Here is a 19,681-nt window from a genome sequence, read left to right as displayed (position 1 = left end):
TGAGCAGTTCTGCTTTTGTGGTGAGCGGGCTTGCCCCGCGCTGGGTGGCGAAGCCGCCCCATTACTGACAGTGCATACCTTCAGTTGGAACTGAGGCGTCTGAATTTGGGGCGGCTCCGCCACCCAGCGCGGGGCAAGCCCGCTCACTACAAAATCCTGCTCAGCACATAAGACCTGCTCAAGACAAAGAGCCTGTTCACCACATAAGGCCTGCTCAAGACAAAAAGCCTGCTCACCAAAAAATTCATCCAGGGTTGAAGGTTCAGCCCTTTAATTCCTTCAGATGCTTGTAAACCGTTGCCCGCCCCATACCCAGCACGTTGGCCACATAGTTCGAGGCGCTCTTGCCCTTGAACGCGCCTTCGGCATGCAGTGCCAGCACCAGTTCGCGTTTGTGGTCGCGGGTCAGCAGGTTCAGGCTTAACTGGCGCTCACGCATCCAGGCATGCAGGAAGGTGTTGATGCGTTCCTGCCAGTCATCGCGAAACAGCGCGTCCGGCTGTGGGATCAGCTTGCTTGGCGACAGGAACAGGTCCAATGCCGCCTTGGCATTTTCGAACAGTGAAATATTCAGGTTGATGCACAGCACCGCCAGGGGCCGACCGTTGGCGTCGCGCAGTACGGTGCTCAGGCTGCGAATTTTCTGACCGTCCCAGTTGAGTTTTTCGTAGGGGCCGATATTCACTTCGCTCACGTCATCGCTGAGCATGTCCTCCAGCGCCGAGTCGTCGCCAATCGCGCGTTTCGACAGGTTATTGGCGATGTAATCGACTTTTTGCGTGCGCAGGTCATGCAGCACCGCTTCGGCGTGGGGGAAGAACAGCGTGGCGATGGCATCGGCGATCGCGCGAAAGTTCTGCAAGACGTTGTCGGGTTCGACGGTGTTCATCAATGGGGCTCCAGGCGGGCGGGGGAGAGCATACCAGCGTCGAGGCCGAACCGGGTCAGTGCCTCCGGCAGCGGTGCGCCGCGCACCAGTGCCGCACTGGCCTGGCCCATGGCCGGTGAGGTTTGGATGCCGTAACCGCCTTGCGCCGCTACCCAGAACAGCCCTGGCACTCGCGGGTCGAAGCCCGAAAGCAAGTCACCGTCGTGCACAAAGCTGCGCAGTCCGGCCCAGGTTCGCGTGGGGCGGCGGATGGTCAGGGTGGTGGCTTCTTCGATCTGGTAGATGCCCATGGCGATGTCCAATTCTTCGGGCTGGATGTCCTGGGGCTCGACCGGGTCTGCGTTGGCCGGTGAGCCGAGGAACATGCCGGCGTCGGGCTTCATGTAGAACGCTTCGTCGAGCGCCACCAGCATTGGCCACGCATGGCTGTCCATGCCTTCGGGGCCGGCGAAGATAAACGCCGAGCGGCGCTTGGGTTGCAGGCCAATGGATGCGGCACCGGCCAGCCCACCGATGTGGTCGGCCCAGGCGCCAGCGGCGTTGATAATGATCGGCGCGGTGAAGGTTTCGTGTTGGGTGGTGACGTGCCAAAGACCACCGCTGTCACGGCTCAAGCCCAGCACATGGCTGTCGGTATGCACGTCGCCGCCCTTGCGACGAATACCGCGTAAATAGCCTTGGTGCAGGGCGTCGGTGTCGATGTCGCTGGCAGTGGGATCATAGATCGCACCGTGAACCTTTTCCCGACGCAGGATCGGCAACTTCGCACAGGCCTCGTCGACACTCAGCTGTTCAACCTGCGGCACGGTGGCCTTGGCGCTGAGGTACTGCGCGTTCAACTCGGCCGCATCGCCGGTGAAGTCCACCGTCATCTCGCCGCGCGGTGTGAGCAAGGGATGCTCGCAGAACCCTGCCGGCGGGTGGTCGAAAAACTCCCGGCTGGCCAGGGTCAACGCCCGCACCTGCGGAGTGCCGTAGGCGGCGGTGTAGAGCGCAGCCGAACGCCCGGTGGAGTGATAGGCCGGGTGAGATTCACGTTCCAGCACTCTCACCTTGCCGTGTTGCGACAACCAGAAACCCGTGGACGCACCGGCAATGCCGCCGCCGATGATGATGAAATCTGCGTGGTTCATAGAAGTCTCCAGAGGGCATTGGCCAGTGCGATGTCTTCCAGGCCCAGACCGATGGAACGGAAGAATACGTGACGGTTGTAGGACGGGCGCTGCACCTGGTCGCTGAGCAGTTCGGGCAGGTCGCCCATGACTGCGCTTGGGTTCCAGCCATGTTGTTCGGCGGCGATCAGCATCTCGCCCGCCGAGCCTGGCGTGGTTTGGCGGTAGTCGCAGAACACGTCCATTTCGTTCAGTGATTGGGGGGGGACTTCGTGAGCGCGCGGTGCGTTGGTGCTGATGGAGGTGATCAGCGCCGGTTTGCTCAGGCGCGAAGGGTCAATCACCGGGCCGGCGGATGACGTGCACAGTAGGATCACGTCGGCGTCTTCCAGGGCGGCTTCGCAGGTTGGAGCGATGCTCACGCGAGGGTCCAGGCGTTGAAGCGTGGAGTCAGTAGCGGTCAGGCTGGGCGAGAAGAAGTTGATGCTTTGCCAATCCCGCAGGTTTTTCACGTAGTGCAGGTGAGCCTGGGCCACCTTGCCGCTGCCGATGATCGCCAGTCGCCGAGCCGCCTGTGGCGCCAGCGCATCCACCGCCAGCGCAGTGGTCGCGGCGGTGCGTGCGGTGGTCAGTTCTGCGGCATCACACAACAGCAGCGGCTGGCCGGTGTGCGTGGACATCAAGAGCGTCCAGGCGGTTACCAATGGCCCTTGCTCACGCACGATGTACGGCGAGGTTTTCATGCCGTACACGCCGTCCTGCGCCAGCACGCCCAGGTAGTTGATGAAGTCACCGGCGCCCTGGGGGAATTCCACCCATTGCTGGGGCGGCTGCACCGCATGCCCGGCCGCCAGGTCGCGGAACAGTGCGCGCAGGATCTGCAGCACATCGACTTGGCCCAGCAGTTCGCGGGCCTGGGTTTGGTTGATCACATGCGGGGGGCTGGACATGAATGCCTCTTTTGTTGAACTTATTTGTCCATTATGGACTTTTGGTTCCGTCTAGCAAGAGGCAAACCTTATCCGAGATAACGAAAGCCCCCCGACAGCTTTTCCTTCAGATAACCCACCAACACACTCACCGACTTCGGCACATGGGGCGAATACGGCCGAATCAAGTAGATCTCATTGGCAAATGCGCCCTTGAGCGTCCAGTTCTTGAGCACCTGCACCAGCTTGCCGCTGGTCAGCGCGGCATGGGCGCTGAAGTCTGGGAGCAGGGCGATGCCCAGGTGGTTGAGAGCGGAGTCGCGCAGCGCCTCACTGTTATTGGTGGCGAAGCTGCCGGCGATGGGCACGGTCAGGCGTTCAACGTTTTTACTGCCGCGTTCGAAGGTCCAGGCGGGCTGGTCGGTGCCCCGTGGGTAGAACAGGCAGTTGTGTGCCGACAGCTCGCCGGGTTCGCGGGGCTCTCCGTGGCGTTGCAGGTAATCCTGGGTGGCTACCAGCACCGACCCGGTGTCGCAGAGCTTCCAGGCGACGTGGGTTTCCGGCACCTGGAAACCGTGGCGCACGGCCAGGTCGTAACCTTCGGCTGCCAGGGAACTCAGCGCATCGGACACATCCAGCTGGATGCGCACTTGCGGGTAACGCTGCAGGAATTCCGACAGATGCGGCACCAGTTGCTGTCGAGCAAATGCCACCGGCGCGGTGAGGCGCACCAGCCCGCGAATCTCCCCCACAGAGTCACGCACTGACGAGAAGCTGCGGGCGATCTGCGCATAGGCGCTGCGCACTTCACGGGTCAGCGACAGCCCCGCATCGGTCAGCCGCACACTGCGCGTGGTGCGCGTGACCAACTGAGTGCCGGTGGCCTTTTCCAGGTCGGCAATACGCTGGCTGACCGCAGACTTGCTCACGCCCAGGCGCGCAGCGGCAGCCGTGTAAGTGCCTTGCTCTTCCAATATGGAAAGCCAGTGGATATGGGTCCATAGGCCTTCGATCTCAGATTTTTCCATGGGTGGATTGTTCGCGTATGTGGACAATAAGTTCAGGATTCTGCTCTGGTTTGGAACAAAGCGAAAGCCTATCGTGTGTTCCAACGCTACCCACCTGGATCGACTGCCATGACAACCATTATCGAGCACTACATCAACGACCAGCGCGTGTCCCGCGATGATCGCTATCAGGACGTCTACAACCCCGCCACCGGCGAAAAAACCGGGCGCGTCGCGCTGGCCAGCCGCCAGACCGTATCCGAAGCCGTTGCTGCTGCCCAAGCCGCTTTCGACAGCTGGGCCGATACCCCGCCCATCCGCCGCGCCCGCGTGCTGTTCCAGTACCTGCACCTGTTGCGTGAGCGCAAGGACGACCTGGCGCGCATCATCGTCGCCGAGCACGGCAAGGTCTTCACCGACGCCCAGGGCGAAGTGGACCGTGGTATCGATATTCTGGAATTCGCGTGCGGCATACCCAACCTGCTCAAAGGCGAACACTCTGACCAAGTTTCCCGAGGCATGGACAACTGGACCCTGCGCCAACCGTTGGGCGTAGTGGCCGGCGTCACGCCGTTCAACTTCCCAGTGATGGTGCCGATGTGGATGTACCCGATCGCCATCGCGGCGGGCAACACCTTCATCCTTAAGCCAAGCCCGACCGATCCGAGCGCCTCGTTGTTCATGGCCGAGCTGCTGCGTGAAGCCGGCCTGCCCAAAGGCGTGTTCAACGTGGTGCAGGGCGACAAGGAATCGGTGGATGCACTGATCGAACACCCGGACGTCAAGGCCGTGAGCTTCGTCGGCTCCACACCGATTGCCCAGTACATCTACGAAACCGGCGCGCGTAACGGCAAGCGTGTGCAGGGGCTGGGCGGTGCTAAAAACCACATGGTGGTGATGCCTGATGCGGACATCGAAAAAACCGTCGACGCCCTGATGGGCGCTGCTTATGGCAGTGCCGGCGAGCGCTGCATGGCGATCTCCGTCGCCGTGCTGGTTGGTGACGTCGGTGACAAAGTCATCGCTGCCTTGACCGAGCGCGCCAAGCAACTGCGCATCACCGACGGCCGCGACCTCAAGGCCGAGATGGGCCCGATTGTGTCCCGCGCTGCACTGGAACGCATCAGCGGCTACATCGAACAAGGCGTGCAGGCCGGCGCGCAACTGCTGCTGGACGGGCGTGATTACGTGCCCACCGAAGCGGGCCTGGAAAACGGCTTTTGGCTCGGCGCGACCCTGTTCGACCATGTGACCCGAGAGATGAGCATCTACCGCGAAGAAATCTTCGGCCCGGTCCTGGCGTGTGTGCGGGTGAACGACTTTGGCGAGGCGATCAAGCTGGTCAACGACCACGAGTTCGGCAACGGCGTCAGTTGTTTCACCCGCGACGGCAACATCGCCCGCGAATTTGCGCGGCGTATTCAGGTGGGCATGGTGGGCATCAACGTACCGATCCCGGTGCCGATGGCGTGGCACGGTTTTGGGGGGTGGAAGAAGAGTCTGTTTGGCGACATGCATGCGTACGGCACTGAGGGTGTTCGGTTCTATACCAAGCAGAAATCGATTATGCAGCGCTGGTCGGAGAGCATCGAGCAAGGCGCGGAGTTTGCGATGCCGGTGTCCAAATAACGCTTGGAAGGACACCGCAGGGCAAATGTGGGAGGGGGCTTGCCCCCGATGGCGGAATGACAGTCACTGTATATGTGCCTGATACACCACCATCGGGGGCAAGCCCCCTCCCACTTTTGGTTGTTTTTCACTTGAGGGTTGACGGCCAGGCGAATGATGAATACTGTACATAAACACAGTGTTTAAGCGCTGACCAACCAAACCCTGGCAACCTCAGCCATGCCAAACACTGTGTGAAAGTTAATGGATTAACTTACCCCACAGGCTCGTTACATCGAGCCGTTTTTATAGAGAGAGAGGGAACTCATGTCGTATCCAGAAAGCAAACTCACCGGCCTGACCGGTTTCGCCCTTGCGGCAAAAGTCACCGGCGGCTGGTCTGGCCAAGTGGTCAGTATCACCACGCTGGATCAACTCAAGGCCAACATTGGCGACACCACCCCACGGGTGTTGGTGATCAACAGCAATATCTCGGCGTCGAGCCTGACCAAGGTCAATATGGGGGCCAACAAGACCCTGATCGGTTCATTCCAGAACCGTACTTTGGAGAATATTCACCTGCGTGCAACCGCGCAGTCGCAGAATATTATTCTGCAGAATATTATCTTCAAACATTCGGCGAGCATTAAGGCCAATGACGATATTCAGGTGTACTTGAACTACGGCAGCAAGTACTGGATCGATCATTGCTCTTTTGTCGGGCACACCTGGTCCACCACTGACGGCAGTGAAGACAAGCTGCTGTATATCGGTGAAAAAGCCGATTATGCCACCATCAGCAACTGCTTCTTTGGCAGCCACAAGTACGGGCTGATCTTCGGGCATCCGGCGGATGATAATAAGGCAGAGTTCAACGGTTATCCGCGCCTGACGTTGTGCCACAACCGCTTCGACAACATGGAAGTACGCGCGCCCGGCTTGATGCGTTACGGTTATTTCCATGTGTATAACAACTACGTCAATAACTTCCATCTCGGTTTTACCCTCGCACAGAACGCCAATATCCTCTCTGAAAGCAACTATTTTGGCGAAGGCAGCCAAAATAAAGGCATGTTGGATGACAAAGGTACCGGGACGTTCACTGATACAAACAGTGTGCCGCCGATCACCAACCAGAAGTCACCCAAAGCACAATGGACGGCAAGTTCCAACTACGCCTATACCTTGAAGACGGCGGCGCAAGCCAAGGACTTCACACAGAAGAATGCCGGCGCCCAGGCTGGGACGCTAGTATTCGGTAGTTGAGTAGCTAGCTTTCTACTTAGCTGTCATTTATTGCAAGTGCCACTGTATTTATATCAAGGATATAAATACAGTGATGGCCTTTGCAATATGAATAATTCTTAATGTTGCTATAAGCAAGTGCCCATGTTAAACCTTGGTGCGCACTTGCAGGGCCAACTATCTCTTGCTCTTTCAGTCAGTATTAAGTTGCTGACTGCCAGGTGCTATTTAATCTTCGCTTGTCACTTAAGCGTTAGCAAAAGGACATCATCATGAAACATGCGAATCACACACCCACTCGCTGGACACGGGCCGATGCGCTGAAAGTTAATGAGAATGACCCGACGACGACACAGCCGTTAGTGAGTCCTGACTTTCCTGTCATGAGTGACACGGTCTTTATTTGGGACACCATGCCATTGCGTGAACTGGATGGCACGGTGGTATCGGTGAATGGCTGGTCGGTGATCTTCACCTTGACCGCCGACCGTCGCCCCCATGATCCACAATTCATCAATGCTGATGGCCGTTACGACATCAAGCGCGATTGGGAAGACCGCCATGGTCATGCGCGGATCTGCTACTGGTATTCGCGCACCGGCAAAGACTGGATCTTCGGCGGCCGTGTCATGGCCGAAGGGGTTTCGCCGACCACCCGTGAATGGGCGGGCACGCCGATTCTGTTGAATAACAACGGTGACATCGACCTGTACTACACCTGCGTCACGCCGGGTGCCACGATTGCCAAAGTCAGGGGCCAGGTTGTCACGTCGGACACCGGTGTCACGCTCCAGGGCTTTGATCAGGTCAAGTCGTTGTTCGATGCCGACGGCACCTACTACCAAACCGAAGCGCAGAATGCGACCTGGAACTTTCGCGATCCCAGCCCCTTTATCGATCCCGTCGATGGCAAGTTGTACATGGTGTTCGAAGGCAATGTGGCCGGCGAGCGCGGGACTCACGAAGTGGGCCCGAATGAAATAGGCCTGGTGCCGCCAGGGCATGAAGATGTGGGTGGTGCGCGTTATCAGGTGGGATGCATCGGCATTGCCGTGGCCAAGGACCTCAACGGTGACGAGTGGGAAATCCTGCCGCCATTGGTCACGGCCGTTGGCGTGAACGACCAGACCGAACGGCCGCACTATGTGTTCCAGGACAACAAGTACTACCTGTTCACCATCAGCCACAAGTTCACCTATGCGGATGGCGTGACGGGGCCGGATGGCGTCTATGGGTTCGTCAGTGATCACCTGTTCGGCCCCTATACGCTGATGAATGCGTCGGGGCTGGTACTTGGCAACCCGCCTTCGCAGCCGTTCCAGACGTACTCTCACTGCGTGATGCCCAACGGCCTGGTGACGTCGTTTATCGACAGCGTGCCCACCACCGGCGATGACTACCGCATCGGCGGCACCGAGGCGCCGACGGTCAGGATCGTGTTGAAGGGCGCTCGTTCGTTTGTGCAGGAGGCATACGACTACGGTTACATTCCGGCGATGCGGGATGTGGTGTTGAGCCAGTGATCGCAGTGCAAAACCCAGCCTGATTCATCAGGTGTAAACCGATCCAAATAGTGTGGGAGGGGGCTTGCCCCCGATGGCGGTGTCTCAGTCAAGAAGGTGCGACTGGTCCACCGCTATCGGGGGCAAGCCCCCTCCCATCTTTGACTGGTGTTGTGTCTGGAAGATTGGCGGCGCTGAAGCTCAAGACCACCATGAGCCACATACTCGGCCGGTCCTGAAAAATGGAGATCCAATGTGGGAGGGGGCTTGCCCCCGATGGCGGTGCCTCAGTCAAGAAGGTGTCGACTGGTCCACAGCTATCGGGAGCAAGCCCCCTCCCACCTTTGACCGGTGTCGTGTCTGGAAGATTGGCGGCGCTGAAGCTCAAGACCACCATGAGCCACATACTCGGCCGGTCCTGACAAATGGAGATCCAATGTGGGAGGGGGCTTGCCCCCGATGGCGGTGCCTCAGTCAAGAAGGTGTCGACTGGTCCACAGCTATCGGGAGCAAGCCCCCTCCCACCTTTGACTGGTGTTGTGTCTGGAAGATTGGCGGCGCTGAAGCTCAAGACCACCATGAGCCACATACTCGGCCGGTCCTGACAAATGGAGATCCAATGTGGGAGGGGGCTTGCCCCCGATGGCGGTGCCTCAGTCAAGAAGGTGTCGACTGGTCCACCGCTATCGGGGCAAGCCCCCTCCCACCTTTGGCCGGTGTTGTGTCTGGAAGATTGGCGGCGCTGAAGCTCAAGACCACCATGAGCCACATACTCGGCCGGTCCTGACAAATGGAGATCCAATGTGGGAGGGGGCTTGCCCCCGATGGCGGTGCCTCAGTCAAGAAGGTGTCGACTGGTCCACCGCTATCGGGAGCAAGCCCCCTCCCACCTTTGACTGGTGTTGTGTCTGGAAGATTGGCGGCGCTGAAGCTCAAGACCACCATGAGCCACATACTCGGCCGGTCCTGACAAATGGAGATCCAATGTGGGAGGGGGCTTGCCCCCGATGGCGGTGCCTCAGTCAAGAAGGTGTCGACTGGTCCACTGCTATCGGGAGCAAGCCCCCTCCCACCTTTGACCGGTGTTGTGTCTGGAAGATTGGCGGCGCTGAAGCTCAAGACCACCATGAGCCACATACTCGGCCTGTCCTGACAAATGGAGATCCAATGTGGGAGGGGGCTTGCCCCCGATGGCGGTGCCTCAGTCAAGAAGGTGTCGACTGGTCCACCGCTATCGGGGCAAGCCCCCTCCCACCTTTAACCCCGTTCAAGCAGTGATTTTTGAGCCGTTCATAATCCACGGTGGTCTTGGCAATGTTCAGAAATGGCAACTAACCGATCATGCGAACCACCCGCCTGGCAATCAGAACACCCACCACCGGCGCCAGCGCAAACACCCCAAACAGCCACACCGCAGCGCTCGCGGAGCCTTCGACACCGCCGGGTTCAGTGAGGCCGGCGACGTTCGCGACCATGCCCGCCAGTGCCGCGCCAAACGCGGTAGCGAACAGTTGCACTGTGGTAATCGACGCGCTGGCAAGGTCCTGCTCACCGGCCGGCGCCACCTGGAACACCCGAGTCAGCAAGTGCGGCCACGCCAGCCCCACGCCCAACCCAATCAGGATAAGCGCCAGGCAGATCGGTGTGAGCGTCTGCCCGCTGCCGTTGCTTTCGACGGGCATCAAGATGGCCAGCGCCACCATGCCCACCACGCCCAGGATCGGCCCGGCCAGGATCGCTCGTCGAATGTTGCCGCCCGTCACACCCGCGCTGGCGATTGACCCCAGCGTCCAGCCGGCCGCCATCAGTGCCGCCAGATAACCGGCCACCAACGGCGACTGGTGGTGCAGGACTTGAAGAAACAGCGGCACGAAGATTTCGCCACTGGTCACGGCCACCGCCAGCAATGACATCGTCGCGTACAGCGCGCCGAGTGCAGTGGTGATCCGAAACGCTCCGGCGGGCAACAGTCGATGGTGGGCGCGGCTTTCCGTGACGATCAGCAGCGCGGTGAACACCGCTGCCACGGCCAGCCCCAGCAGGTTCAGGGGCAGGGTGGACGAGACGCTGCCGGCCGACACCGCCAGTACCGCAGCCGTCAGCAGCACCAGTTGGGCGAGTGGCAGCGGTGTCGGCTCAACGCTATCGGTGCTGCGCTTGGGCAGGACCGCCGCCGCCAGCACCGCGAATAACCCGGCCACCGGAATCAACGACCAGAACGCCGCGCGCCATATGCCCAGCTCGGCAAACACCCCGCCCACCGCTGGCCCGACCAGCGTCGCCACGCCCCACATCCCCGACACCAACGCCATCGCGCGCGGCCACAGGCTTTCATCGAACACCAACCGAATCATCGCGTAGGACAGCGCGAACAAGAACCCACCACCCAGCCCCTGCACCAACCGCCCCACGAGCATCACCGGCATGGACGGCGCAAACGCACAGGCCAAGGCCCCGCCGGCAAACACCAGGCTGGCGACCAGGTACGCCGCACGCGGCCCGAGGCTGCCGAGCAGGCGCGCCGACAACGCCGAACCGAGGATCGAGGCGGCGATAAATAACGTGGTGTTCCAGGCGTAGTAGTCGATGCCGCCGATGTCCTGGACCACTGACGGCAGAATCGTGGTGGCGATGTACACGTTGATCGCATGCAGCACCACGCCGCCTGCCAGTGCGAGCGAACGTACGCCGTTGGCACCGGACAACAGCGCGGCCCAGTTGGAAGGGGAGGGTTGAGGTGTGTCCATGTAGGCTCCGATTCAAAGGACTGAAGGCTTGCCAAGGCAAGCCGACACCCTTTATAAAACCTCATGTTTAGATGAGGTCAAGAGCTGGATGGAAGCGAAAATCGATGTGCGCATCCCCCTCGGCGTGGGCGAATTGGCCCGCCGCAGCGGCGTGACCGTGGCCACGGTGCATTTCTACGAAGCCAAGGGGTTGATCCACGCACAACGCAGCGCGGGCAATCAGCGTCGCTATCAGCGTGACGTACTGCGCCGGATCGCGGTGATCAAGGTCGCGCAGCGCGCGGGCATTCCGTTGGCGACGATCAAGGACGCGTTGGACGAACTGCCTTCAGGACGGCCGTTGACGGCGAAGGACTGGACCCAACTCTCCACCCGCTGGCGCGACCTGTTGAGTGAGCGCATCAACAGCCTCACTCAACTGCGCGACCAACTCGATGGCTGTATCGGCTGTGGTTGCCTGTCCCTGGATGATTGCCCGCTGCGCAATCCGGGGGATCGCCTGGGGCAGTTGGGGGATGGGGCCGTGTTGCTCGGAAAGTGAGACGATCACCGCCCCTCCCACACGGGATTTGTGGTGTTTGTGAGGGTGGCGTCAGCGCCGACCCGTGCGCGTACTCACGTCCACCCACACCGCCAACACCAGGATGCTGCCCTTCACAATCATCTGCCAGTAACTGTCCACGTCCAGCATCGACATGCCGTTATCCAGGCTGGTAATCACCAACGCCCCGAGCAACGCGCCATACACCGTGCCCGAGCCGCCGCGCATCGACGTACCACCAATAAAGCACGCAGCGATGGCATCCAACTCGCCCATATTGCCCGCCGACGGTGAGCCCGCCGCGAGCCGCGCGGTGTTGACCAGGCCGGCGAGGGCGCACATCACGCCCATGATGCCGAAGATCCACAGTTTCACCGCCTGCACGTTGATGCCCGACAGGCGCGTGGCTTCCATATTGCTGCCCACCGCATACACGCGGCGGCCGAACACGGTCTGGCTGGTGACGTAGCTGAACACGCCGAGCAGCACCAGCAACAGCAGCACTGGTACGGGGATGCCGTCGTAGCTGTTGAGGGTGGTGACGAACCCGGCGAGTACCGCGCCGATCACCGCCACGCGCAGCACGTCGCGCACCAGGGCGTGCGGCGCCAAGCCATGCAGCGCGCGGTTGCGCCGTTGTTTCCAGGTCAACAACAGGGTCAGGGCAAACAGCAGGACCCCAAGGCCAATCCCCACCGAATGCGGCAAATACCCCTGGCCTACATACACCAGCGACGGCGACACCGGCGCGATGGTGGTGCCGCCGGTGATCCCCAGCAGAATCCCGCGAAACGCCAGCATGCCGCCCAGGCCAACGATAAAAGAGGGGATGCGCAGGTAGGCTGTCATATAACCGTTGGCCAAACCGATCATCAGCCCACACAGCGCCACCAGGCTGAGATTGGCCAGCAGCGGAATGTGATAAACCACGTCCAGGATCGCCGCCAACCCGCCCAACAACCCCAGCAACGAACCCACCGACAAATCAATCTCGCCGCTAATAATCACCAGCACCATGCCGCACGCCAGAATCCCGGTGATTGCCATCTGCCGCAGCAGGTTCGACAGGTTGCGTGGCGTGAGGAAACCGCCCTCGGTCTGCCAACTGAAAAACAGCCAGATCACCGCCACGGCGATCACCAGCGCAAGCATTTTGTAGCGGGTAAACAGCTGTTTGACCTGATTCATCTACGCGGTCTTCCGATCATTATTGTTGTTTTGGCTGAGCGCGGCGGCGAGCACCTGTTCCTGGGTGAGCCCTTCATTGATGAAATCGCCGCGCAACTGGCCGTCGCCGATCACCAGCACGCGGTTGGACACGCCGAGCACTTCGGCCAGTTCCGAGGAGACCATGATGATCGACACGCCTTCGGCCGCCAGGGCGCCCATCAGTTTGTAGATCTCATACTTGGCGCCCACGTCCACCCCGCGCGTGGGTTCGTCGAGGATCAGCACTTTGGGCTTGGCCATCAGCATTTTCGCCAGCACGGCTTTTTGCTGATTGCCGCCGGACAAGCTGGTGATCGGTAAAAACGGGCTGGCCGTCTTGAGGTGCATGCGTGCGATCTGCTGGTCGATGCTGCCCAGTTCAGCTTCGGCGTCGATGCGGGTCATATGCGCATAGGTATCGAGGACCGCCAGGGTGATGTTCTGACCCACGCCCAGGTCGGGAATGATGCCTTGGCGCTTGCGATCCTCGGGCACCATGCACAGCCCGGCGCGAATCGATTTGAGCGGCGTGCGCGTGTCGATTACCTGGCCGTCGAGCCACACCTCGGCGCTGTAGCGGCCGGGGTAGGCGCCGAAGAGCGCTGACACTAACTCCGTGCGTCCGGCGCCCACCAGCCCGGCAATGCCGAGGATCTCGCCGCGCTTGAGCACGAAGGAAATATCATCGACACGCTTGCGCCTGGGGTTGTCCACGTCATAGCAGGTGACGTTGCGCGCCTCGAAAATCACCTCGCCGATGGCATGGGGCTCGGTGGGGTAGAGGTTGCTCATCTCACGGCCGACCATCTGCGTGATGATCCGGGGGATGTCCATGTCGGCCATGGCCGTGGTCGCGATGTGTTTGCCGTCGCGGATCACCGCAATGGTGTCGCACACCGCCGCCACTTCATCGAGCTTGTGGGAGATGTACACGCAGGCCACACCCTTGGCTTTGAGGTCACGGATGATGTCGAGCAGTACCTCGATTTCCGAGCGGGTCAGGGCCGAAGAGGGCTCGTCGAGGATCAGCAGGCGCGCTTTTTTATTGAGCGCCTTGGCGATTTCTACCAGTTGCTGGTAGCCGCCGCCGTACTGCGACACCGGCAAGGCGACGTTCATGTCCGGCACCTTGAGTTCACGCATCAACGCTTCGGCGCGGTGGATCATCGCCGGGTAGTTCATGCGCCCGCCGGGCAATGTCAGTTCGTGGCCCATAAAGATGTTTTCGGCCACCGACAGGTCGGGCACCAGGGTCAGTTCCTGGTGAATGATCACGATACCGGCGGCCTCGGTTTCGCTGATGGACTGAGCCTTGAGCGGTTGCCCATCCCAGAGGATTTCACCCTCCCAGGTGCCGTACGGGTAGACCGCCGACAGCACCTTCATCAGTGTGGATTTACCCGCGCCGTTCTCACCGCACAGACCGACACATTCCCCCGGCCGCACAGTGATGTCGATGCCGTTCAGCGCGTTGACACCGCCAAAGCTTTTGACGATGCCGTTCATTTGCAGCAGATAGTCAGCCATGGCGGTCACTGCCCGCCGATCTGCTCTTTGGTATAGAACCCGTCCTTCTCCAACAGATCGATATTGGCCTTGGTCAGCGGAGTCGGGGTGAGCAGGATGGTGTCGACTTTCTTGCTGCCGTTATCGTACTGCGAGCTGTAGGTGGGCTTCTCGTTACGTGCCAGTTGCACCGAGAGCTTGGCGGCTTCGGTGGCAATCAGCTTGAGCGGTTTGTACACGGTCATGGTCTGGGTGCCGTCGATCACGCGTTTGATCGCGGCGAGGTCGGCGTCCTGCCCGGAGATCGGCACCTTGCCCGCCAGTTTCTGCGCGGCCAGGGCCTGGATCGCACCGCCGGCGGTGGCGTCGTTGGAGGCGACGATGGCGTCGATTTTGTTGTTGTTCCGGGTCAGGGCGTTTTCGACGATGCTCAGGGCTTCGGTGGGGTTCCACTCCTTGACCCACTGCTGGCCGACTACCTTGATATCGCCCTTGTCGATGGCCGGTTGCAGCACCTTCATCTGGCCTTCGCGCAGCACCTTGGCGTTGTTGTCGGTAGGCGCGCCGCCGAGCAGGAAGTAGTTGCCCTTGGGCGCCGCTTGCAGCACACCGCTGGCCTGCATTTCGCCGACCTTTTCGTTATCAAAGGAGATGTAGGCATCGATGTCCGCATTGAGAATCAGGCGGTCATAGGACACTACCTTAATCCCGGCTTTCTTGGCTTCGGCCACCGCGTTGGTCAGCACCGTGGCGTTGAACGGCACGATAACGATCACATCGACGCCCCGGGAAATCAGGTTTTCGATCTGGGAAATCTGCTTCTGCTCGTTGGCATCGGCGGACTGCACAAAGACCTTCGCGTCGAGTTTTTCCGCAGCGGCGACGAAGTAATCGCGGTCGCGGGACCAGCGTTCCAGGCGCAGGTCGTCGATGGAGAAACCGATTTTCGGGTGGGCGGAATCGGCCATCACCGGCAGTGCGAGCAGGGCCAGGGCGGTGGCGAGCAGGGTACGTTTGAATGACTTCATGTTGGTGCGTCCTTTTATTGTTGTTGGAAGACTCTAGCCGAACACTGCTGTTGCTGTTTGCGTTGTGTGTAGCCTGGCTTTTTTGTGGTGAGTGGGCTTGCCCCGCGCTAGGGCGCGAAGCGACCCCAAACCAGACGATGCAATTTTACCTGACACACCGAGGTGCCTGATTTTAGGGCCGCTTCGCGCCCCAGCGCGGGGCAAGCCCGCTCACTACCACTGCAGCCACAATCAACTGCGCACAGCATCGGTCAGGTGTAGATAAACCGGTTCACGACACCTTCGAGCATCTCCTGTCGCCCGCTCACCGCCTGCGGGTTCAGTTCATGGGCAAACGCGTGTTCTGCCAGCGATTCCAGGCTGAACTCACCCGCCAGCACGGCTTGGCCCAGCGGCTGTTGCCAACCGGCATAACGCTGGTCCTTGAACTGCTGCAATCGGTCGTTTTGCACCATGGCCGCCGCACGCTCCAGGGCCAGCGCCAATACGTCCATGGCCTCGACATGCCCGTGGAACAGATCCACCTCGTCCAGGCTCTGACGTCGTACCTTGGAATCAAAGTTATAGCCGCCGTTCTTGAACCCGCCAGCCTTGAGGATTTCATAGGTGGCGAGGGTCATCTCCTCGACGCTGTTGGGGAATTGGTCGGTGTCCCAGCCGTTCTGCGGGTCGCCACGGTTGGCGTCGATGCTGCCGAAGATACCGAGGGATACGGCCGTGGCGATCTCGTGATGGAAGCTGTGCCCGGCCAGGGTGGCGTGGTTGGCCTCGATATTCACCTTGATCTCGTGTTCCAGACCGTACTCATGCAGGAAACCGAACACCGTGGCGCTGTCGTAGTCGTACTGGTGCTTGGTCGGCTCCTGGGGCTTGGGCTCGATCAGCAGGTCGCCCTTGAAGCCGATCTTGTGCTTGTGTTCCACCACCATGCGCATAAAGCGCCCGAGCTGTTCGCGCTCGCGCTTGAGGTCGGTGTTGAGCAGGGTTTCATAGCCTTCACGGCCGCCCCACAGCACATAGTTTGAGCCTTTGAGCCGCAGGGTGGCGTTCATCGCGCTGAACACCTGGGCGGCGGCGTAGGCAAACACTTCAGGGTCCGGGTTACTGGCAGCGCCGGCGGCAAAGCGCGGGTTGCTGAAGCAGTTCGCGGTGCCCCACAGCAGTTTGATCCCGGTTTGTTCCTGGTGACGCTCCAGATGGTCGACCATCTGTGCGAAGTGCTCGCGGTACTCCTTGAGCGAGCTGCCTTCGGGCGCCACGTCGGTGTCGTGAAAGCTGTAGTAGTCGATGCCCAGTTTGGAGAAAAACTCAAAGGCCGCCTCCGCCTTGCCGATGGCCACCTCCATCGGGTCGCCACTGCGCTGCCACGGGCGCTTGAAGGTGCCCATGCCAAACATATCGGCACCGGGCCACACGAAGGTGTGCCAGTAACACGCGGCCATGCGCAGGTGCTCGCGCATGGGTTTGCCGAGGATCAACTTGTTGGCGTCGTAATGGCGAAAGGCGAGGGGGGAATCGCTGCTGGGGCCTTCGAAGCGAACCTTCTCGACACCGGGGAAGTACGGCATGGCGTTTTCCTTATTGTTCTTGGCGGTGTCTGGATACTAGCAACGGCGATGGGGCTGGCGATTATGAAAATCACCAAGGCGTAGTGCGATTTTGTGCAGCGAGGGCTAGTCTGTCGCGACAGGCCCCAGGACAAAAACAATGAAAACCCTACCGCCCGTGCACCGAATCGCGCTGCTGTTCAACGGCAGCAAAATCTACGACCGCGGCATCATCGCCGGCATCGGTAATTACCTGAGCAGTACGCGTGTGTCCTGGGATTTGTTCCTGGAAGAGGACTTTCTATGCCGCCTCAAAGGCATCGAGCGTTTTCAGGGCGACGGCATCATTGCCGACTTCGACGACCCGCTGATTGGCGAGGCACTGGCCGACAGTCAGTTGCCGGTGGTAGCGGTGGGCGGCTCCTATGAAGATGGCCGTGCGTACCCCAAGGGCATCCCCTATGTGGCCACCGATAATTACGCATTGATGAAGTTGGCCTACGCGCATTTGATCGAGGCAGGGCTGACGCGCTTTGCCTGCTTTAGCCTGCCCGAAGCGCAGGCCAACCGCTGGGCCCAGGAGCGCGAAAAAGCCTTTCGCCGCCTGATGCTGCGCGACGGCTTGCAGGTGGAGGTGTATCGCGGCCTCGGCACCAGCGCGCCGTTGTGGGACAGCGCAGTGGAGCAGCAGATCGCCTGGCTGCACAGCTTGCCAAAGCCCATTGGCATTATTGCCGTGACCGATGCCCGTGCCCGGCAATTGCTGCAAGCCTGCCTCACAGCCGGCATCGCCGTGCCGGAACAAGTGGCGCTGATCGGCATCGACAACGATCCGCTGACCCGAACCCTTACGCGAGTGCCGCTGAGTTCGGTGATCCAGGGCACCGAAACCATGGGCCGCACTGCCGCTGCGCTGTTGCACCAGATGTTGCACGGCAAGCCTTGCACCGGTACGCAAATCCTCGTGCCGCCGGACGCAATCAACGTCCAGGCCTCCAGCCTTCATCAACCCTTGGGCAATCCGTACGTGATGCAGGCGTTGCTGTTTATCCGCCAATACGCTTGCCAGGGCATTAAGACCGCTCAAGTGGCGGCGTATGTCGGTGTGTCGCGTTCATCCCTGGAAGCGCACTTTCGTAAGGTGCGCAATTGCAGCGTGCATGACGAAATCCTGCGCTTCAAACTCGCGGCTGCCGCCAGAGGCCTGGAAAACCGTGATCTGGCGATTGCCGACATCGCGTCGTCCTGCGGCTTCACCTCGGCGCAGTACCTGCACACCGTGTTTCGTCGCGAGTTTGGCTGTACGCCCCGTGAGTACCAGCGGGGCGCGGAGTTTGCGTTATCTGTGCCTGAGTAAGGCCTTACATACACTGCTGAACCCACTGTGGGAGGGGGCTTGCTCCCGATGGCGGTGTGTCAGTCAATGAATGGCTTGACTGACACACCGCCATCGGGAGCAAGCCCCCTCCCACATTTTTTGACCGCGTTCAGGCGCTTAGAACACTGCCTTGACCTGCAACCCCAACACCAGCGCATTGTCGATGTTGTCACCCGAAAACGCGCCTGGCTCGATGATGTATTGCACATCCGGGCGCAGGTTCAACCATGGCGTGGCCTGGTAGCCGTAACTGAGTTCGATCAGTTGTTCGGCGTTGTCGAGGTTGGGGTAGCTGGACCCGGCGTTGAACGCTGCCAGTTCCTGCACGTCGCGGCTGCGCGGGTTTGGCACGGCGCGGCCATAACCCAGGGACAGGGTGTCCCGCGGGCGGCCTTCGAACGGTTTGTAGAGCACTACGCCTGCGCCATACCACTTGCTGAACGGCGAGGCCGCTTCGCTGGCGGCGGAGTATTGGCCGAAGGCGTGCAGCACACGGCCGGTCGACGATTCGGAGGCCCACACCGCCTGGTCGATCAGCAGGTAGTGACCGCCGCGACCGCTGACTTTTTCAGTGCTGCCGATGCGTTTCACATCGGAGCTGTCGTAGTAGTAACCCACCTTATATTCCCCGGGCAGGGGGCCTGCGTGCTTGTACACCAGCTCAATCGGCACCACGGTCCCGGTGGTGTGCTTGGGGCTCAACTTCCAGGCGCGGCTGGAGTCGCCGTTGCTTTCCGGGTCGACATTGAACGCCGCCACCCGCACTTGCCAGGCCGGCGAGAGGTCGTATTTCACCCGTGCGCCCAGACGCGCGTTCGGGTAGTTGGTCCAGCCGCTGCCGCCGGACATGTTCAGCGGATGCCCGCAGAAACCGGCGTTCATGAAGTTGCACAGGATGCCGCTGTCCAGGCCGCCGAGGTCATTGCCCATGGCCATGTAGCCGAGTTTGACGTTGAGTGCTGGGGTGAAGAGCGTGCGCTCGTAGCTCAGCTCAGTGAGGCGGGTGTAGAGACCGCCGTAGTTTTCCTGGATCGGCAGACGGTTGCCCACCAGGTCCTCGGACGCGCTGTTGCCGCGACGGTCATTGACGGTGACCTGGATGCGGTCGCCGTTGGTGAAACCGTAGAGCTTGCCCAGGTCGAACTGCACACCGAGCTTGAGGTTTTGCGAGTAGCGCGCCGAACGGTGCTGACCGCCGTGGGCGTTGTAGGCAGTTTCGCCGCTGTAGTCGCCGGTGAAGCGCACACCGGTGTCTTCCAGTTCACGGCGCAGGCCGCCCCAGTCGCCGGTCAGGGTGGTGTCAGCGGCTTGGACGGGCAGGGCGGCGCCCAGGGCCAGGCCGAGCAACAGGCGCCCAAAAGAGAGATGAGAAGTGGGTGTCATGCGGGTCTTCCAGACAGAAAGCGCGGTGCCGGGGGGGCACCGCGCTTGGG

General features: G+C 60.7%; 15 protein-coding genes. 5 read left to right on the top strand and 10 right to left on the bottom strand.

The features are described 5' to 3' along the window. Positions 1 to 262: 262 nt before the first annotated feature. The 4 genes from ACVWXD_RS13445 to ACVWXD_RS13430 form a co-directional block, all read right to left on the bottom strand. Entirely contained in the window at positions 263 to 889 is a 627-nt protein-coding gene (locus ACVWXD_RS13445) for a helix-turn-helix transcriptional regulator (protein ID WP_032885454.1), read from the bottom strand. Continuing rightward, complete coding sequence (locus ACVWXD_RS13440; RefSeq protein ID WP_179179225.1) at positions 889 to 2,022, bottom strand: NAD(P)/FAD-dependent oxidoreductase; 1,134 nt, start codon at positions 2,020 to 2,022, stop codon at positions 889 to 891. The genes ACVWXD_RS13445 and ACVWXD_RS13440 overlap by 1 nt, the downstream gene beginning before the upstream one ends. Beyond that, the gene (locus tag ACVWXD_RS13435) at positions 2,019 to 2,951 is read right to left on the bottom strand and encodes an ornithine cyclodeaminase family protein (RefSeq protein WP_401380601.1); all 933 of its coding nucleotides are present in this window, start codon (positions 2,949 to 2,951) and stop codon (positions 2,019 to 2,021) included. The genes ACVWXD_RS13440 and ACVWXD_RS13435 overlap by 4 nt, the downstream gene beginning before the upstream one ends. Positions 2,952 to 3,019: 68 nt before the next feature. Further along, on the bottom strand, positions 3,020 to 3,958 hold the full coding sequence (locus ACVWXD_RS13430; protein ID WP_457371114.1) for a LysR family transcriptional regulator: 939 nt from the start codon (positions 3,956 to 3,958) through the stop codon (positions 3,020 to 3,022). 108 nt (positions 3,959 to 4,066) lie between these two features. Between ACVWXD_RS13430 and ACVWXD_RS13425 the strand changes: the two genes are divergently transcribed. The 3 genes from ACVWXD_RS13425 to ACVWXD_RS13415 all read left to right on the top strand — a co-directional run bounded on the left by ACVWXD_RS13425 (position 4,067) and on the right by ACVWXD_RS13415 (position 8,313). Beyond that, on the top strand, positions 4,067 to 5,566 hold the full coding sequence (locus ACVWXD_RS13425) for a CoA-acylating methylmalonate-semialdehyde dehydrogenase (protein ID WP_260366543.1): 1,500 nt from the start codon (positions 4,067 to 4,069) through the stop codon (positions 5,564 to 5,566). Between the two features lie 306 nt (positions 5,567 to 5,872). Beyond that, positions 5,873 to 6,811: a pectate lyase family protein gene (locus ACVWXD_RS13420; RefSeq protein WP_032885448.1), complete on the top strand. Its 939-nt coding sequence runs from the start codon at positions 5,873 to 5,875 to the stop codon at positions 6,809 to 6,811. 251 nt (positions 6,812 to 7,062) lie between these two features. Next, a complete protein-coding gene (locus ACVWXD_RS13415) occupies positions 7,063 to 8,313 on the top strand; it encodes a glycoside hydrolase family 68 protein (protein ID WP_032885445.1) in 1,251 nt (416 codons plus the stop codon). A gap of 1,310 nt (positions 8,314 to 9,623) precedes the next feature. On the opposite strand, the gene ACVWXD_RS13410 is transcribed toward ACVWXD_RS13415, so the two are convergent. Continuing rightward, on the bottom strand, positions 9,624 to 11,039 hold the full coding sequence (locus ACVWXD_RS13410; protein ID WP_260366544.1) for an MFS transporter: 1,416 nt from the start codon (positions 11,037 to 11,039) through the stop codon (positions 9,624 to 9,626). Between the two features lie 88 nt (positions 11,040 to 11,127). On the opposite strand from ACVWXD_RS13410, the gene soxR reads away from it, so the two are divergent. Next, entirely contained in the window at positions 11,128 to 11,580 is a 453-nt protein-coding gene (soxR, locus tag ACVWXD_RS13405) for a redox-sensitive transcriptional activator SoxR (protein ID WP_095186433.1), read from the top strand. A gap of 51 nt (positions 11,581 to 11,631) precedes the next feature. On the opposite strand, the gene ACVWXD_RS13400 is transcribed toward soxR, so the two are convergent. The 4 genes from ACVWXD_RS13400 to xylA all read right to left on the bottom strand — a co-directional run bounded on the left by ACVWXD_RS13400 (position 11,632) and on the right by xylA (position 16,891). Continuing rightward, a complete protein-coding gene (locus ACVWXD_RS13400) occupies positions 11,632 to 12,768 on the bottom strand; it encodes a sugar ABC transporter permease (RefSeq protein WP_095186434.1) in 1,137 nt (378 codons plus the stop codon). Further along, the gene (xylG, locus tag ACVWXD_RS13395) at positions 12,769 to 14,316 is read right to left on the bottom strand and encodes a D-xylose ABC transporter ATP-binding protein (RefSeq protein WP_177326417.1); all 1,548 of its coding nucleotides are present in this window, start codon (positions 14,314 to 14,316) and stop codon (positions 12,769 to 12,771) included. A 5-nt stretch (positions 14,317 to 14,321) separates the two neighbouring features. Next, positions 14,322 to 15,323, bottom strand: coding sequence for a D-xylose ABC transporter substrate-binding protein (xylF, locus tag ACVWXD_RS13390; protein WP_099603342.1), 1,002 nt, complete (start codon positions 15,321 to 15,323; stop codon positions 14,322 to 14,324). Positions 15,324 to 15,574: 251 nt separating this feature from the next. Further along, on the bottom strand, positions 15,575 to 16,891 hold the full coding sequence (xylA, locus tag ACVWXD_RS13385; RefSeq protein ID WP_095186435.1) for a xylose isomerase: 1,317 nt from the start codon (positions 16,889 to 16,891) through the stop codon (positions 15,575 to 15,577). Between the two features lie 139 nt (positions 16,892 to 17,030). Here xylA and ACVWXD_RS13380 point away from each other — a divergent pair, with 139 nt between their 5' ends. Next, positions 17,031 to 18,227: a XylR family transcriptional regulator gene (locus ACVWXD_RS13380; protein ID WP_032885437.1), complete on the top strand. Its 1,197-nt coding sequence runs from the start codon at positions 17,031 to 17,033 to the stop codon at positions 18,225 to 18,227. A gap of 138 nt (positions 18,228 to 18,365) precedes the next feature. Here the strand turns inward: ACVWXD_RS13380 and ACVWXD_RS13375 are convergent, their stop codons facing one another. Then, positions 18,366 to 19,631, bottom strand: coding sequence for a carbohydrate porin (locus tag ACVWXD_RS13375; protein WP_457371113.1), 1,266 nt, complete (start codon positions 19,629 to 19,631; stop codon positions 18,366 to 18,368). Positions 19,632 to 19,681 lie beyond the last annotated feature (50 nt).

This window comes from Pseudomonas sp. TE3911 (assembly GCF_054062775.1).
The sequence above is the reverse complement of the archived record's forward strand: the minus strand, read 5'-3'. Positions and strand labels throughout refer to the sequence as shown.

What these genes read in the sequence shown, in the direction of transcription:
- xylG (WP_177326417.1), bottom strand. Translation starts at nt 14,316, where the DNA reads ATGGCTGACTATCTGCTGCAAATGAACGGCATCGTCAAAAGCTTTGGC.
- ACVWXD_RS13430 (WP_457371114.1), bottom strand. Translation starts at nt 3,958, where the DNA reads ATGGAAAAATCTGAGATCGAAGGCCTATGGACCCATATCCACTGGCTT.
- ACVWXD_RS13400 (WP_095186434.1), bottom strand. Translation starts at nt 12,768, where the DNA reads ATGAATCAGGTCAAACAGCTGTTTACCCGCTACAAAATGCTTGCGCTG.
- ACVWXD_RS13445 (WP_032885454.1), bottom strand. Translation starts at nt 889, where the DNA reads ATGAACACCGTCGAACCCGACAACGTCTTGCAGAACTTTCGCGCGATC.
- xylF (WP_099603342.1), bottom strand. Translation starts at nt 15,323, where the DNA reads ATGAAGTCATTCAAACGTACCCTGCTCGCCACCGCCCTGGCCCTGCTC.
- ACVWXD_RS13410 (WP_260366544.1), bottom strand. Translation starts at nt 11,039, where the DNA reads ATGGACACACCTCAACCCTCCCCTTCCAACTGGGCCGCGCTGTTGTCC.
- soxR (WP_095186433.1), top strand. Translation starts at nt 11,128, where the DNA reads ATGGAAGCGAAAATCGATGTGCGCATCCCCCTCGGCGTGGGCGAATTG.
- ACVWXD_RS13420 (WP_032885448.1), top strand. Translation starts at nt 5,873, where the DNA reads ATGTCGTATCCAGAAAGCAAACTCACCGGCCTGACCGGTTTCGCCCTT.
- ACVWXD_RS13425 (WP_260366543.1), top strand. Translation starts at nt 4,067, where the DNA reads ATGACAACCATTATCGAGCACTACATCAACGACCAGCGCGTGTCCCGC.
- ACVWXD_RS13435 (WP_401380601.1), bottom strand. Translation starts at nt 2,951, where the DNA reads ATGTCCAGCCCCCCGCATGTGATCAACCAAACCCAGGCCCGCGAACTG.
- ACVWXD_RS13440 (WP_179179225.1), bottom strand. Translation starts at nt 2,022, where the DNA reads ATGAACCACGCAGATTTCATCATCATCGGCGGCGGCATTGCCGGTGCG.
- ACVWXD_RS13380 (WP_032885437.1), top strand. Translation starts at nt 17,031, where the DNA reads ATGAAAACCCTACCGCCCGTGCACCGAATCGCGCTGCTGTTCAACGGC.
- ACVWXD_RS13375 (WP_457371113.1), bottom strand. Translation starts at nt 19,631, where the DNA reads ATGACACCCACTTCTCATCTCTCTTTTGGGCGCCTGTTGCTCGGCCTG.
- ACVWXD_RS13415 (WP_032885445.1), top strand. Translation starts at nt 7,063, where the DNA reads ATGAAACATGCGAATCACACACCCACTCGCTGGACACGGGCCGATGCG.
- xylA (WP_095186435.1), bottom strand. Translation starts at nt 16,891, where the DNA reads ATGCCGTACTTCCCCGGTGTCGAGAAGGTTCGCTTCGAAGGCCCCAGC.